A 15,744-nucleotide genomic window follows, 5' to 3' on the forward strand; every position below is an offset into this window, starting at 1 on the left:
CTTTATTGAGAGTTGGTCGGGCTGACGCGTGCGCCGTCGGTTAGCGTCGACTCGGGCGCGAGCACGACGAGCTCCCCTTCGGCGAGCGGCGTCGTGACTTCGACTTGCTCATCGTTCATCAGCCCGACCTCGACGCCGACGAGCTTCGCCTTCCCGCTGCGCACGGCGAAGACCTGCCAACGACCATCGGGCCCGCGGAACAAGGCCGAGCGCGGAACGACGAGCGTGCGAGGTTTTTCGGCCGTAAAGATCCGGACGCGCACCCGATATCCGATCCCGAGATCTTGCATCTTTTCGATCCGTTCCAGTTCGCCGGGCGCGAACCTAACGATGACTTTCACGCGCTGCTGCTCGACGCCGAGCGAGCTGACCTTCGTAAAGCCGGCGGGATAAATCGCGGCGACGATGCCCCGAGCCGGCTGCGCGCCGACCGCCGGACCATAGACTTCGACTCCTTGCTCGGGCTTCACGCGAACGACGTCTTGGCTCAAGATATCGGCTTCGACTTCCAATTGGCCCGGTGCGCCGATCTTCAACAACACGGTGCCGGGAGCGAGGCGGCGTTCGTTGGTCTCCAGCCGTTCGAGCACGACGCCGTCGATCGGGCTTTGCATGCTGCCCCGGTCGCGATCGCGCACTTGCTGCGCGAGCTTCACTTCGGCCTGCGCCCGTTCGTTCTTCAACACGGCGACGGTCAGGTCTTTGCGATCCATGTATTGCTTCACGACAGTCGGCACCAGCGTCGTCGCCGAGAGCATGCTTTGCAGGGCCTTGAGCACCAGTTGATCTTGCCGCAAGTCGACGTCGGCTTGGATGCGCTGGAGCTCGGCGTTGTTCCATTGATCTTCGCTCGCGCTGTTGGTTTCGCGCAGGGTGCGAATTCGGCCGAAGTTCTTATTCGCGTAATCCAGCTTCGCCTCGCCGGCTTCGACGCGCGCGGCCGCCGCCGCGACCGTCGCTTGCATGCTCAGGACGTATTCGAGCGATTGCTTGAGGGCCGTCGATTCGACCGTCTTGTCACCGCTTTCCTTGATCGACGATTCAAGCCGATCGATATTCGCTTGAGCGTCTTGCACGGTGAGCTGCAGGTCTTGCGGCACGACCTTCGCGACGACTTGCCCCTTCTTCACCACGGCACCTTCGCTGAGCTCGATCGCTTCGACCCGGCCGTCGAACGGCATCGTGATCAGCTGCGTTACGGGCAACCGCGTCTGAGCCTGCTCGTCGACGAACTCCCGGATCGGAGCAGGGGCCACGGCGGCGCACTGCACGACCGTGCCGGAAGACATGCCGGACCAGGCGGCCACGGCGAGGAGGAGGACTACGATGAGCGCGACGATTGTCCATTTCATTTGGTGACTTCTCCCGACTTTGCCGCGTGGAATGACGAAGGTCGAAATCCGAATGACGAAAGAATGACGAAGCACGAAGGACGAATAGCGGCTGCCGTGCTTCGACGATTCTCTTCGAGCTTCGACATTCGTGCTTCCTTCGTCATTCGGATTTCGACCTTCGTCATTTCCGCCCCTATTCTCTCGTTTTCAAGGCTTCCAGCCAATCCATTCCGTGGATGCTTCGTTGCACGATCAGGTGGGCCGCGAGGCCGAAGCCGATGCCGAGCAGCATGACGTAGCACCAGACTTCCGTAGGATCGATCAACGGGATGCGGAACATTTCCGTATCGTACGCAACGACGATTCCGTAGTTGAGCAGATAGCCGAGCGGCAGCCCAACGACCGTGCCGACGACGTTCGTGAGCATGCTCTCGCGCAGAAACAGCGCCCCGATTTGCCACGGGCCATAACCGAGCACGCGCAACGTCGCGACCTCGCGTCGGCGCTCGGCTAGGCTGACGAGCGAGGAGTTCAACACGCTGCCGAAGAAGATCACGCCGGCGAACATCACCAACAGCCCGATGAACACGTGCTGGTTCTTGACCAGGGTTTCGTTCACGCTCCGAATGATATCGGCCCTCGCGGACACGCCTTGCACCGCCGGCAATTGCTTCACCTGTTCATAAAGCGCGCGGCGGTGTTCTTCTCCAGGCCGGATTTGCAATTGCACGCCGGTCAGCACGAACTCTTCGTTCATCAGCTTGCTCAGAAAACGAATGTCGGCGTAGACCGCCACGCCGAGAAAGCTGTCGGCGATCTCGGCGACTTGCACTTCGCGCAGCTCTCGCAGCCCCTTCGTCGAACGAATCGAGATCCTGTCGCCGCGCCGCACATGCAACATCTCGGCCATCTTCTTCGTCAGCAACAGGCCCAACTCCGGGATGCGCAGCGGGCGGGTCGCGGTATCGCGCGGGATCGTGAGGGCGGCGTTCCGCTTCACGCCGGTGATGCCTCCTTTGCGGATATGCGAGCCGTTGTAAAACGTACAGGCCACGTCGAGCATCGGCTCGGCGAGATCGACGCCGGGCAAGCGGGCCGCTTCGTCGAGCGCGTCGATTCCTTGTTCGTCCTTAAAGGTCAGGTCGACATCGCTGCGCTGGATCAACTCGAATTGGAAGTCGACCATATAGCTGGTCGCAAAGGCCAGCAGCAGCGCATTGACTGAAAGCGTGGCACCCATCGCGGCGGCGAACAATCCGGCCGCGGTTCGGAGCCGGTTGCGCAGCACGTTGCGCAGCGACATGCGTCCGCCGAAGCTCAACAGATTCCAGAACCTCGGAAAGCGTTCGAGAAAGACGGCGCCGCCGCTCAGCGGAGGCTTCGGCCGCATCGCCACGGCGGGCTCGAGCTTCAAAACCTCGCGCGCTCCGAACAACGAACCGATCACGCCGCAGACCAAACCGATCGCGATGCCCGTCGCGGTGATGTCGGGATAAAACCGGTTCTCCAAACTCGGAAACTGAAAGAAGCCGTCGTACATCGCGGTCATTCCGCCGGCGAGCCAATAGCCGAGTGCGCAACCTCCGAAGCCCGAGATCGCGCCGACCGTGAGCCCGAACTTGAGAAAGTGAAGAAAGACGGCGGTGCTGGAATAGCCGAGCGCCTTAAGCGTGCCGACGACGACTCGCTGCTGTTCGGCCAGCCGCGACATAAGAACATTGAGCACGATCGCAGCGACGGCGAGAAAGATCGCCGGATTGATGACGCCGAACGCGCGCAGGCCCATGATCTCGTTGCTGATGAACCGGTTCGACGGTTGATCGCGGAGCGGAACGGCATTGAGGACGCCGTAGGAATCGAGCAGCGTCTCAGCCCGGCGCAACACTTCTTGCGGATGGTCGCGCACTTGCGGCGTGAGCCGACCGAGCACCTGATTGCACGCCCCTTGGAAGTCGAACACTTCTTCGGCGAACGTCTGCTTGATGTAGAACACGCCGAGCCGTTTCGAGTCGGGCACCAGCGAACCGGGCCCGACGAGGTAAGTAAACTCGCTGCTGATCGCCGTGCCGACGACATAGAGTTCTTGCCGGCGATTGTTGAGCAGCAGATGGATCCACGAGCCGGGATAGATCTTGTGTGCCCGCGCGAAGGAATCGTTGATGATCACTTCGTTGTCGCGACGATCGGTGTAGTAGCCTCCTTGCTTGAGGACGATGTCGTCGATCACCGCGGTTCGGCGATTGGGCATCGAGATGACGATGCCGTTGACCGGCTCGACGACGTTCTCCAAATCGACCGTAGCGAAAAACTGGATGCGCGGCCGGAGCTCGACGACGCCCGGCAACGATCCGATCAGAGCGACTTCGGAAAGGGGAGCTTTCTTCAGGTCGAGCGAGAAGTCGGCCATGCGGCATTGGGCATAGTAGAGCCGCTGCGCGATCATGAGGTTGCGATACGCCGAGCCGAGCGCGACGTAGGCCGAGACGCCGACCGCCATAATGCTGCCGACCGCCAACAGCAAGAACCCGGTGTTGCGCAGATCGCGCAGCAGTTTCCGATCGAGCACCTTCACCAGGTGATCTCCTCGGGAGGAGACGGGCTCGGGTTGTCGTGCGCTTCGACGATCTCGCCGGAGCGCAACCGAATCACATGATCGGCGACCTGCGCAATCGCCGCGTTGTGCGTGATGATGACGACCGTCTTGCGGAGCTCGCGGCAGGCATCGACCAAGAGCCGCAAAACGCGCTTGCCGGTGTCGAAGTCGAGTGCGCCGGTCGGCTCGTCGCAGAGCAGCAACTCGGGATTCTTCGCCAACGCGCGGGCGATCGCGACGCGCTGCTGCTCGCCGCCGGACATTTGCGAAGGGAAATGCTCGGCCCGCTCCGAGAGGCCGACGAGCCGCAGCGCTTCATCCACATCCAGCGGCTTCCGGCTGATCTCGGTGCTCACCATCACGTTTTCGCGGGCCGTGAGCGTCGGCTCGTGGTTGTTGTACTGGAAGACGAAGCCGATCGTTTCGCGACGATAGACCGTCAACTCGCGCTCGGAGAAGGCGGTCATTTCGCGGTCCCGATACCAAACTCTGCCGTGCGATGCGGTATCGAGTCCGCCGATGATATTCAGTAGCGTGCTCTTGCCCGAGCCGGAGGGGCCGAGAATCGCAAGGACTTGATGATCGTGGATATCGATCGTGACCTTGCGCAGCACCTCGACCGAAACCTCGCCCATGTCGTAGGTCTTGCCGACGTTTTCCAAGCGCAACAGCGGTGGCGCAGTAGGATCGTTCATGGTGGCGAAAGACCGGACGCGGCGATGACGAGGGAACTGCGGAAAGCCCGTGTGGTAAACCGGGTGCAAGGGTTATGATGACAGTCGAACGACAACTCGGCTAGATGCGACTTCGGCCCGGCGACCGCAGCACAAGGACGACACGATGAGCGACGAAGGTTTTCCCGAAGAAGATTCGACGGACGACTCCGGCGACGACTCGCGCGACAAATCAGACGACGGGGCCACGGGCAACGAGGGGCACTTGCATCAGCAGTTTCAGTTTCAACCGCTCAGCGCGCGGGTGCCCGAGCGCGTCGCGCGGGGCGTGTTCAGCACCGGCGCGATCGTGCTACAAGGGCCGGATGAGTTTCTGATCGACTTCATCTTGAAGCTGGCGAATCCGCATCAGATCGTCACGCGGATCGTGTTGCCGATGTCGGTCGTGCCGCGATTTATCGTGGCGTTGCAAGAGAATCTGCGCGGGTACGAACAAACCTTCGGCGGGCTCCCCGCGATGCCGGTGCCGCGCATGCCGATGGCCGGCGAGAGCCCGCCCGACTCGATCGAGGATCTCTACGACCATCTGAAGATGAGCGACGACCTGCTCGGAGGCTACTACGCTAATGCCGTGATGATCGGCCACGCACCGGCGGAGTTTTGCTTCGACTTCATCGCGAACTTGTACCCGAAATCGGTCGTGGTGTCGCGCGTGTTCATGTCGTCGCCGCAAGTGCCGGGGCTGTTGGAAGTGCTGCTGCGGACGTGGAAGAAATATGAAGAGACGAAGGGAGAGCCGCCGCCGGAAGAGAGCGGAGACGACGCGGGGGATGACGAAGAGTAATTTCTTAAAGCGGCACGAACGTTACGCATCCGTTACCGACGATCGACCTCGCTAATAGGCACGCAGTTATGAAAAGTATCGTGACGATTCTTGCTGTGTGGCTCGTCGCTGTGTGCTTCGCTGTTTGCGATTCGTCGCTCGCGGCGGCGGACGAAGCTCGCCGGCTCCAAGTGTTCATCCTGGCCGGCCAGTCGAACATGCAGGGGCATGGCATCATCGCGAGCGTTGCCAAGCGGAACGAAGGACGCGGCAGCCTGGAATACCTCGTCAAGAATGCGGCGACCGCCGCCGACTATCGACACTTGGTCGATGCCGACGGAGCGTGGAAAGCGCGCTCCGATGTCGCGGTCACCTATGGCGAGCGCCGCGGCATGCTCGCTCCCGGCTTCGGCGCGGATGCGGATCGCATCGGGCCGGAGCTCGGCTTCGGCACCGTCGTCGGCGATGCTTACGACGAACCGGTGTTGCTGATCAAGTGCGCTTGGGGTGGGAAGAGTCTCGCGGTCGACTTTCGTCCGCCGAGCGCGGGCCCCGTTCCACACAAGCTTAGCGCCGGCGAACAAGCCGCGATCGAGAAAGATCCGCAAGTCGTGGGGAAGTATTATCGCGAGATACTCTCGATCACACGCGGCGTGCTGGCCGATCTCAAGACGCATTACCCCACCTACGACGGCCGGGGCTACGAGCTCGTAGGCTTCGGTTGGCATCAAGGTTGGAACGATCGGATCAACGACGCCTTCAATGCCGAGTACGAAAGCAACATGGCGCACCTGATTCGCGATCTGCGCCGCGATCTGCAAACGGCGAAGCTGCCGGTCGTAATCGCGGAGACGGGCATGAGCGGGCCCGACGAAGCGCACCCGCGGGCCTTGTCGCTGATGAAGGCCCAGGCTGCGGTGGCCGAGCATGCGGAGTTCAAAGGAAACGTCGCGTTCGTGAAGACCCAATCGTTTTGGCGTCCGCAGACGGAGTCGCCGTCGGCGCAAGGCTACCACTGGAATCAAAATGCCGAGACTTACTATCTGATCGGCAAGGGGATGGGCCAAGCGATGCTCACGCTCGACGGCAAGAAAGACTAAGCGACGCCACACGCATTCGCCGGAGCCGACCCAGGAGTGACCCGATGCGGACCGAACTCGAAAAGATGCTCGCCGGTGAGTTGTACGACCCGCTCGATCCCGCGCTCGCGGCCGCGCGCGATCGGGCCCGCGACTTATGCCAAGATCTGAACGCCACGCGCGAGGCCGACGTTGCGTTGCGGCGGCGCATTCTGGGGGAGCTGTTCGCTTCCGGCGGCGAATCAGTGTGGATGCAGCCGCCGTTTTTCTGCGACTATGGGTCGAACATTCATCTCGGCAACAAGGTCTTCTTCAACTTCAACTGCGTGGTGCTCGACGTCTGCGAAGTGCGGATCGGCAGCCACACGCTGTTCGGCCCCGCAGTGCAGATCTACACGGCGATGCATCCGATGAACCATGAGCTGCGGCGCAAACAAGAGTTCGCCAAACCGATCACGATCGGCTCCGACGTTTGGGTCGGCGGCGCGGCCGTGATCTGCCCGGGAGTGACGATCGGCTCGCGGACGGTGATCGGAGCGGGCAGCGTGGTAACTCGCGACATGCCCGACGGCGTGTTCGCAGCGGGGAACCCCTGCCGGGTGATTCGGGAAATTGCGGAGTGACCGAACTTTAGCGCATTGTGCGGAAACACATGTTGCCGCTTGATGCGGTTAAAGAGCCGAGGTTCTTCAGAGGTGGATGTTTCTCGTGACTGTGATTCGACTAAATTGCGAATTGATCACTGACTGGGAATCGTTTCACACAGTCTTCGCTGAGGTCTTCGGCTTCCCCGACTTCTACGGCCGTAACATGAATGCTTGGATAGACTGCATGAGCTACCTCGACGATTCCGAGGCATGTATGACCACCGTCAATGCGGCTCCTGGTGGCGTTCTCACTCTTCAACTTGATGGGATCGACAATTTTGCGGGCCGATGTCCAGAACAGTATATGGCGCTGATCGAGTGCGCGGGATTCGTCAATTGGCGGAGGTCGTCGATAGGCCAAGCTGCGGTAATCGCGCTGGCATTCGACAAACGAGCCTAGCTGAACGCTGGCGGCTGCCGTTCTCCGTCGTTTCTTAATTTGCCGTCCCCTCTTCCCCCTGGTATGCTTAATTCCCGCTTTTCCCGCCTGCCTAAACTCTTTCCCTGTTGCTCGGGAGCCCGCCCATGAGTCGTTACGATCGTCGTCGTTTTCTGGAAGATTCGATGTTCGCCGCTACCGCCGCCATCGCGGCCGGGTCGGCAGGCAACTTGTTCGGGGCCGATGCCGAGAAGAAAGAAGCCGCGAAGGAAGTCAGCGCCAACGATAAGCTCAACGTCGCGGTCGTCGGCGTCAACGGTCGGGGCGGGAGCCACATCGGCGGCTACACGGCTCGCAAAGACACGCCGATCACTTGGATCGTCGATGCCGACGAAGCGGTCGGGCAGAAGCGGGTCGACGCGATCGCGAAGAAGCAAGGCTTCGCGCCGAAGTTCACCACCGACATTCGCAAGGCGCTCGAAGACAAAGAGCTGCATTGCGTGAGCATCGCCACGCCGAACCACTGGCACGCGCTCGGCGCGATCTGGTCGATTCAGGCCGGCAAGGATGTGTATGTCGAGAAGCCGGTGAGCCACAACGTCAGCGAGGGGCGGCGGATCGTCGAGGCCGCGCGGAAGTATAACAAGATCTGTCAGACCGGCACGCAATGCCGCTCGATGGTCGGAACGCGTGAAGCGATCGAGTATGTGAAGGCCGGCAAGATCGGCGACGTTAAGCTGGCCCGCGGCCTTTGCTATAAGAGCCGTAAGTCGATCGGCGCGCGGGGCAAGTACCAAGTGCCGGCCTCGGTCGATTACAACCTCTGGGCCGGTCCGGCTCCGATGTCGGAGCTCACGCGACCGAAGTTCCACTACGACTGGCACTGGCAATGGGAATGCGGCAACGGCGACCTCGGCAACCAAGGGATCCATCAAGTCGACATCGCGCGCTGGGGGCTCGGCGTCAGCCAATTGAGCAATAGCGTGATGAGCTACGGCGGTCGGGTCGGCTACGTCGATGCCGGCGAAACGGCCAACACGCAAGTCTGCGATTTCAACTACGGCGATAAGTCGCTCGTGTTCGAAGTGCGCGGGCTGACGACCGAGCCGTATCGCGGCGCAGGCGTTGGCAATGTGTTCCACGGCAGCCAAGGCTACGTCGTGCTCACGAGCTACGACACCGGCGCGGCGTTCGACCTCGAGGGGAAGAAGATCGTCGAGTTCCAAGGCAAGGGGGAAGGGAACCAAGGACACTTCGACAACTTCGTCGACGCCGTTCGGGCCCGCAACCACAAGCTGCTCACGGCCGACATCGAAGAAGGACATCTTTCGAGCGCGCTCTGCCACTTGGCGAACATCTCGCTCCGGCTCGGCACGCAGATGACGATCTCGGACGTGAAGGGGAAGCTCAAGGGAGAAGCGTCGACCGAAACCTACGGCCGCTTCGTCAAGCACTTGGAAGAAAACCAAGTTTCGCCGGGGACCGAGATCCTCTGCGGCGCGACCCTCGCACTCGATCCGGCCGCCGAGAAGTTCGTGAACAACGCGGCCGCCGATGCGCTGCTCACCCGCGAATACCGAGCCCCGTTCACGGTGCCCGCCGCCGGGCAAGTGTAAACGTCTGCTCGAATTCGACTGCTTAAATTCGATCGCTAAATAGAGCGAGGCGGCGGAGCGAATGGCTCCGCCGCCTCGTTTCGTTTTTTTTGCTAATCTCTCGGAGCGATCTACTCCGTCGCCTTCTTCTCGGCTTCGATCTTTTCGATCTTGCCGAAGAGATGGCCGCCGTGGTCGCCGCCGTCCCAGGTGCCGCAATACTGGCCGCGATAGACGACCACGCGTGATGTGAACTTGCCGAGGCCGGGGATGAGCATGTCGGTGAGCGTGATGACCGGGGTATCGCCGGCCCATTTCACCGCGAGCACGAGCGGCAGCGAGACATCGTGGTCGCCGTATTGGATCCGGACGTTGAAGACCCAGAGGTCGTCTTTGCCGTCGAGCTTCTTCACGCTCGAGATCGTGTACTTCTCTTCCTTGAGACCTTGCTTTTGTTCTTGTCCGCGGTTGGTGAAGAAGCCGCGGAAGTAACAGCCGGAGAGCGCTTGCTCGAACTCTTTCTCGAGCGCCGCTTGATCCTTCTCGGCAGCCGAGGCCGACGAGGGAGCCGAAACGCCGACGACCATCGCGCCGAGCAGCACCCAAGCGACGCCGACAAGCGAGCATGTTTTGAACATCGAATAGCTCCGAAGAAAGTTTGCGAAAGAGGTATCTCAGACCGCGGTCAACTCATTAGATGCTCGCAAGGTAACTCAGCGCTTGCTCGATTTCCAGCAGCGGATCGTCGGCTTGTTCTCGTTTCACGGAGAGATAGCCCCGATAACCTTGCGATTCGAGCAGCCCGACCAGCTCGGGCCAATCGACCGAACCTCGGCCGAGTTGCACTTCGGTGCCGCGTCCGCGGCCGAAATCGCGGACGGCGTCTTTCGCGTAGACGTGGCGGATGGCGTCGCCCAAGGCTTCGGCCGCTTCGCGCGGCGAGAAACCGTTGAGCAGCAGATTGCCGGGATCCAGCGTTGCGAAAAGGGCTCCCTTCGGCAACGCGTCGATGAGCCGGCGCAGGTCGGCACCGCTTTCGCTGCCGGTTTCCGCGGCGAGCCAGGCGCCGGCATGTTGCGCATGCAGCCCGAGATCGCGCAGCACCTCGACGAGCGTTTGCCCCTCGGGCGAGTTCAGATCGGCCGGCACTTGCCCGACTTGGTTGATGACGAGGTCGCACCCGAACTGCCGGGCCATCTTCATCGCGGCCTTCGTCGCTTCCACTCGGCGATCTAAATCTTCGATGGCACCGTAGCCGCGGCGCGTATGAAACTCGATCGCCGCGACGCGCAGCTCGCAATCTTCGAGCAGCTTCCGAATCTGGCGAACTCCGGTCTCCGACAGATCTTGCGGACGAATTTCGCCGCGGGCATCGATTTCGATCGCCTTCGCGCCCGCCTCGCGCAGCCACGGCAAGGCCTTGGCAAACGGCAACGGGACGCTTTTCAGTTGCACGGCTACGCGAAACGGCGGCACGGCGACCCCTATGGAAAGTTGCGAGAACGAAGCTTCGACGCACGCGCCTGCGTTGCCGGCAGCGCCGCCGCGCTATTTCGCGACGACCAAACGGCCGATAACCAGCTTATGCGCCCGTCTGGAGATTCGGCATGAACGCTCTTCTAAGCTTGTTGATTGTAGCGGTCGCCGGCGGTGCGCCTATCGAGAGCGCTTCCCAAGCCGGGAGCGTGCCGCCGGTCGGGAACAAGCCGCACAATGCCGCCGACGTCTACTACTGCGGTTTCGAAGAAGAATCCGACGACGACTTCGACGGCTGGCCCCAAGGTTGGCAGCGTCGGCGCGGGTCGGGCTACCCGCACTATCTCGAAATTAAAATCAGCCGCGAGCCGTCGTTCGCCGGCGAATATTGCTTTCGGATGAACCTCAACGGCGGTGCCGCCGCCGCGTCGTCGCCGCCGCAAGCCTACGACGCCGGTAGCGAGTACGTCGCCGAAGTGCAAATGAAGACGATCGGCTTGAAGCACGACAAAGCGTTTCTCGCGCTCCGCTTTCTCGATGACAAGCAGAAAGTCGTGCAGAGCGAGATCAGCCGCCACGAGCGCCAGAACGACGCTTGGCACAAGGTTCGGGTCGGGCCGGTGTTTTGCGATCGGCCGGAGGTGCGGTCGGTCGTGGTCGAGCTGCATTTGGAGCCGGGAGAATCGCAAGACCTGCGCGGCTCCGCGCTGTTCGACGAGCTCCGGCTCGGCCGGCTGCCGCGTAAGAACGTGCGCGGCAAGCGACCGTACAACGTGTTCCCCGTCGGCGAGCCCGTCGAACTGAGCCTGACGCTGACGGGCATCCACGAGCCGACGCTTCGCGCCAAACTCGAGCTTTTCGACCGGAGCGGCAGGAGCGTTTCGAGCGACGAACAAACTTCGGTGCTCGACCCGAAGCATCCGCTCGATCCGCGCACCGTCCAGTGGAAACCGAACGTCAGCGAGCCGGGCTACTATCGGGGCGAAGTCTCGCTGTATGGAGCCGAAGGGCGATTGCAAAGCGATGCGACCTCGCTCGTCATCGTCGAGCCGCTGGCGAAGCTGAGCGCACAGGAGACTTCAGGGCCGGGCGAGTTCGGCTGGAGCGTTTCCGATGCGACGCACGTTCCTAGAGTCGATCAGCTGCACGCGCTGCTCCATGAGACGGGCGTACGCCGATTGAAATATCCCGTCTGGTTCGATGCGAAGAAGCCGGAGTCCGGCGTCGCCTTAAAGAAGTTCATCGACCGCCTGAACGTGCAAGGGATCGGGATCGTCGGCACGCTGACTCCGCACACGCAAGCGATGGATGCCCGGTTCATGCCCGGCGAAATTTCCGCTGCGCAAACGTTTCGCCTCGAACGGGATCAATGGTTCCCGACGATCGAACCGGTGCTGCTCGACCTCGCGTTCAAAGTGCGCGGCTGGCAACTCGGCGATGATCGCGATTTCGGCTTTCAAGAGCTGCCGGGAGCCGTCGACCGCATCGGGGCGGTCAAGCGCGAGTTCGATCGGATCGAACAAGATGCGATGGTCGGGGTCGCGTGGTCGTGGCTCAACGAGCCGCCGCAAGAAGCGAAGCCGACCTGGCGCTATCTGGCGTTGACCGCGATTCCGGATCTCACGGCGGAAGAAACCAAGCAGTATATGGAAACGGCCGAGCGGCCCGGCGTCGAACGCTGGTTGAGCCTCTCGGCGTTGCCGCGCGACGACTACACGATCGAAACCCGCGTGCGCGATCTCGTCGATCGTGTCGTCGCGGCGAAGCGGGCGGGAGCGCAGTCGGTTTTCTTTCTCGATCCGTTTCATTCCGAAACCGGCCTGCTCGAGCGCAACGGCGCTCCGACCGAAATGTATCTCCCTTGGCGCACGCTGACGACGATCATCGACGGCGCTCGCCCCGTCGAGTCGGTACGCTTGCCGGGCGGAAGCCGCAATCAGCTTTTTCTACGTCAGCAAGACGCCGTCATGCTACTGAGCAGCGATACTCCCACGACCGAGCCGGCCGATCTGGAAGGAAACGTCCGCTTCTTCGACCTCTGGGGCCGGACGATCACGCCCCGAGAAGAAGCCGGCAAGAGCGTCGTCGACGTCGGGCAGGCACCGATCGTCGCCGTCGGGCTCGACCGCGACACGTTCGTGTGGGACGGGGCCTGCCGCATCGAGCAGCCGCAACTGCAAGAGTCGTTCGGCGTCGGGCAGCCTTCGTCCCTCTCGATCGTCAATACGTTCAAACAAACGGTGCAGGGGAAGATCACGATCGTCGGGCCGCCAGGTTGGACGATTCGACCGTCGACGTTCGACATCTCGCTGGCCGAAGGACAAAAACTCCGCCTACCGTTTCAGGTTGTGCTACCGCTCTCGTCGGAATCGGGCTTCCAACTGCTGCGGATCGAACACGACTTGGCGAGCGACAAGCGCCGACAGTTTCATCTCTATCGCGAAGTGCAGATCGGCGACAACAGCGTCGTGCTCGAAGTGCAAACGAAGTTCGTCGGCGATGAGTTGGAAGTCGAGCAACGGTTGAGCAACAACTCGCAGAAGAACGTTAGTTTTCGCTGCTATCTCTATGCACCGAACCAACGGAGAATGCGGGCGCAAGTCGTCGAACTGCCGCCGGGAATCGATGTGCGTACGTTTCGCGTTCCCAACGGTCGCGCGCTGATCGGCAAGACCCTGTGGCTGCGCGTCGAAGAGCAAAACGGCACGCGTGTATTAAGTAACCGCTTCACGGTAAAGGCCGATCCATGACCCAGATCGCCGATGTCGTCTCGTTTCTCGAACGATTCGCGCCGCCGGAACTAGCGGCCGAGTGGGACAACGTCGGCCTGCTGTTGGGGGATCGCGCGCGGAACGTCGAGCGCGTGATGACTTGCCTGACCGTGACCGATGCCGTCGTCGCGGAGGCGATCGCCGAGCGCGTGGACTTGATCGTGAGTCATCATCCGTTGCCGTTTCGCGCGCCGAAAACCATCACGACCGAGACGCACGACGGTCGCCGGCTGTGGCGACTCGCCTCGGCCGGCATCTCGATCTACAGCCCTCACACGGCGTTCGATTCCGCCGCCGAAGGAATCAACCAAAGCCTGGCCGTCGGGCTCGGGCTGGTCGACATTCGTCCGCTGATCGCGATTGTCGCGAGTAACGATTCGCGGCTCGGTGTCGGACGGCAAGGGAAGCCGGCCGCGCCGCTCACCGTGGCCGAACTCGTCGCGCGCGTGAAAGCGTTCTTAAAGCTCAGGACGATCGCCGTGGCCGGAGCCGACGACAAGCTCGTGCGCAAAGTCGCAGTCGGTTGCGGGAGCGCGGCCGATCTCTTGGCGGACGCTACGGCGGCGGGCTGCGATTGCTTCGTCACCGGCGAGGCGAGTTTCCACAAGGCGATCGAAGCGGAAGCATCCGACACGGCGCTCTTGCTCGTCGGGCACTATGCGAGCGAGCGCTTCGGGGTCGAACGCTTGGCCGAGCGGCTCGGGCGCGAGTTCGCGCAGCTCACCGTTTGGGCCGCGCGGCGCGAGCAAGACGCGCTGCGCTACGCGTAACGAAAAACTCAGTATAAGTAAAAAGACTGAGGACCGATCGGCAGAGGGGGTCCGGGCCAATAATCGATCCTCAGTCATGGCTTCCTTCGCCGCGAACGTGCTCTAAGTCACGAACGCGGAAAATTCCACTACGAAGATGATTTTGCAAGCGCCATGCCGGCACGGAGCGCCGCGCGCTTTAATACACGAAAGAGCCTATTGCGGCCGACATTCGGCTGCGCGCGAAACCGCAAGCGAGCTGTGAGCCGTCGCGTGATCGCGACACGAGTCGTCAATGTGACGACGGTGCCGGACACAAGAATCAGAGCGCGGGCGTGCCGCCGATCCGGTCGATTCCCATGAACTTCCGCAGCACCTCGGGCACCAAGATCGTGCCGTCGGCCTGTTGGTAGTTCTCCATAACCGCGATGATCGCGCGGCTTAGCGCCACGGCCGTGCCGTTCAGCGTGTGGACGAAGTGCGTCCCCTTCTCACCTTTCTTGCGATAGCGAATCGCGAGGCGGCGCGATTGGTAGTCAGTGCAATTGCTGGTGCTGGTGACTTCGCCGTACTCGCCTCCCTTGCCTCGGCCCGGCATCCAAGCTTCCAGGTCGTACTTGCGATAAGCCGGTCCGCCGAGATCGCCGGTCGCGGTATCGACGACGCGGTAGGCAATGCCGAGACCATCGAAGATGCGGCATTCGAGTTCGCAGAAGTATTCGAGCATCGCGTCGCTTTGGTCGGGCAGCGTGAAGGCGAACATCTCGACCTTCGTAAACTGATGCACGCGATACAGCCCGCGCGAGGCGCGACCGCCGGCGCCGGCTTCGGTTCGGTAGCAATGGCTGATGCCGCACATCTTCAGCGGAAAGATTTCTTCGTCGAGAATCTGATCGGCAAGATAACCGCCGAGCGTAATCTCGGCCGTCGCGACGAGGCTCAAGTCGCTGTCGGCGATGCTGTAGATCTGCGTCTCCGGCCCACGCGGGATGTAGCCGGTGCCGTGGAGGACTTCGTTGCGGGCCAGATCGGGCGTGATCATCGGCGTGAAGCCTTCGCCCATCAGCAGTTGAATCGCGTATTGCTGGAGTGCGAGTTCCAACAGCACCGCTTCGTTCTTAAGAAAATAGAAGCCGTGGCCGGTCGTTTTCGCGCCGGCCTCAAAGTCGATGAGGTCGAGCTTTTCGCCGAGCACGACATGGTCGAGCGGCGTGAAGTCCAACGTCGGGGGCTCGTGCGCGCCGTGGCGGACGACGAGGTTCGCCTGATCGTCGCCTCCGATCGGAGCGGCAGGGTGCGACATATTGGGGATCGAGCGTTGCAGCGTGTCGACCTCGGCTTCGAGCGTCGCCATGTCGGTCTCGGCGGCGGTGATGCGGTCGCGGAGTTGTCGCCCTTCGGCCTTGAGGAGCTCTCGCTCGGTCGGCGAAGCCTTGCCGATCTTGCCGGCGGTCTCGTTGGCTTGGCGCTTTAGTTCGTCGATCTCTTGTTGCATCCGGCGGCGCTTCGCTTCGATTTCCACGAAGCGATCGATATCGGCCTTGGAGTTGCGGCGCGCGCAGTTCTCTTTAACGGCGGCGGCGTTTTCGACGATGTATTTGCGATCGAGCATGGCGAGGAAACC

The 15,744-nt window shown here is 61.9% G+C and carries 13 protein-coding genes; 7 read left to right on the top strand and 6 right to left on the bottom strand.

The window, feature by feature from the left end:
• Window positions 1–2: 2 nt before the first annotated feature.
• The 3 genes from K8U03_19735 to K8U03_19745 all read right to left on the bottom strand — a co-directional run bounded on the left by K8U03_19735 (window position 3) and on the right by K8U03_19745 (window position 4,622).
• Window positions 3–1,352, bottom strand: a complete 1,350-nt coding sequence (locus K8U03_19735) for an HlyD family efflux transporter periplasmic adaptor subunit (protein MCE9607122.1) — start codon at window positions 1,350–1,352, stop codon at window positions 3–5.
• Window positions 1,353–1,527: 175 nt separating this feature from the next.
• On the bottom strand, window positions 1,528–3,906 hold the full coding sequence (locus tag K8U03_19740; GenBank protein ID MCE9607123.1) for an FtsX-like permease family protein: 2,379 nt from the start codon (window positions 3,904–3,906) through the stop codon (window positions 1,528–1,530).
• Entirely contained in the window at window positions 3,903–4,622 is a 720-nt protein-coding gene (locus tag K8U03_19745; protein MCE9607124.1) for an ABC transporter ATP-binding protein, read from the bottom strand. The genes K8U03_19740 and K8U03_19745 overlap by 4 nt, the downstream gene beginning before the upstream one ends.
• 145 nt (window positions 4,623–4,767) lie before the next feature.
• Here K8U03_19745 and K8U03_19750 point away from each other — a divergent pair, with 145 nt between their 5' ends.
• The 5 genes from K8U03_19750 (at window position 4,768) to K8U03_19770 (ending at window position 9,145) form a co-directional block, all read left to right on the top strand.
• Window positions 4,768–5,445 carry a DUF3467 domain-containing protein gene (locus K8U03_19750; protein MCE9607125.1) on the top strand — a complete coding sequence of 226 codons (678 nt, stop codon included), beginning with the start codon at window positions 4,768–4,770 and terminating at the stop codon, window positions 5,443–5,445.
• 68 nt (window positions 5,446–5,513) lie between these two features.
• The gene (locus K8U03_19755; protein ID MCE9607126.1) at window positions 5,514–6,524 is read left to right on the top strand and encodes a sialate O-acetylesterase; all 1,011 of its coding nucleotides are present in this window, start codon (window positions 5,514–5,516) and stop codon (window positions 6,522–6,524) included.
• Window positions 6,525–6,568: 44 nt separating this feature from the next.
• Window positions 6,569–7,126: a sugar O-acetyltransferase gene (locus tag K8U03_19760; protein ID MCE9607127.1), complete on the top strand. Its 558-nt coding sequence runs from the start codon at window positions 6,569–6,571 to the stop codon at window positions 7,124–7,126.
• A 76-nt stretch (window positions 7,127–7,202) separates the two neighbouring features.
• A complete protein-coding gene (locus K8U03_19765; GenBank protein ID MCE9607128.1) occupies window positions 7,203–7,550 on the top strand; it encodes a barstar family protein in 348 nt (115 codons plus the stop codon).
• A gap of 125 nt (window positions 7,551–7,675) precedes the next feature.
• Window positions 7,676–9,145 carry a Gfo/Idh/MocA family oxidoreductase gene (locus K8U03_19770; GenBank protein MCE9607129.1) on the top strand — a complete coding sequence of 490 codons (1,470 nt, stop codon included), beginning with the start codon at window positions 7,676–7,678 and terminating at the stop codon, window positions 9,143–9,145.
• Window positions 9,146–9,255: 110 nt separating this feature from the next.
• Here K8U03_19770 and K8U03_19775 read toward each other — a convergent pair whose 3' ends face one another.
• Together K8U03_19775 and K8U03_19780 are read right to left on the bottom strand one after the other, a co-directional pair.
• Window positions 9,256–9,711, bottom strand: a complete 456-nt coding sequence (locus K8U03_19775; GenBank protein MCE9607130.1) for a hypothetical protein — start codon at window positions 9,709–9,711, stop codon at window positions 9,256–9,258.
• A gap of 106 nt (window positions 9,712–9,817) precedes the next feature.
• Complete coding sequence (locus K8U03_19780; protein MCE9607131.1) at window positions 9,818–10,600, bottom strand: sugar phosphate isomerase/epimerase; 783 nt, start codon at window positions 10,598–10,600, stop codon at window positions 9,818–9,820.
• Window positions 10,601–10,731: 131 nt separating this feature from the next.
• On the opposite strand from K8U03_19780, the gene K8U03_19785 reads away from it, so the two are divergent.
• Window positions 10,732–13,350, top strand: a complete 2,619-nt coding sequence (locus K8U03_19785; GenBank protein MCE9607132.1) for a hypothetical protein — start codon at window positions 10,732–10,734, stop codon at window positions 13,348–13,350.
• Window positions 13,347–14,141, top strand: a complete 795-nt coding sequence (locus K8U03_19790) for a Nif3-like dinuclear metal center hexameric protein (GenBank protein MCE9607133.1) — start codon at window positions 13,347–13,349, stop codon at window positions 14,139–14,141. The genes K8U03_19785 and K8U03_19790 overlap by 4 nt, the downstream gene beginning before the upstream one ends.
• A 301-nt stretch (window positions 14,142–14,442) precedes the next feature.
• Here the strand turns inward: K8U03_19790 and serS are convergent, their stop codons facing one another.
• Window positions 14,443–15,732, bottom strand: a complete 1,290-nt coding sequence (gene serS / locus K8U03_19795; GenBank protein MCE9607134.1) for a serine--tRNA ligase — start codon at window positions 15,730–15,732, stop codon at window positions 14,443–14,445.
• Window positions 15,733–15,744 lie beyond the last annotated feature (12 nt).

Source organism: Planctomycetia bacterium, assembly GCA_021413845.1.
GTDB lineage: Bacteria > Planctomycetota > Planctomycetia > Pirellulales > PNKZ01 > PNKZ01.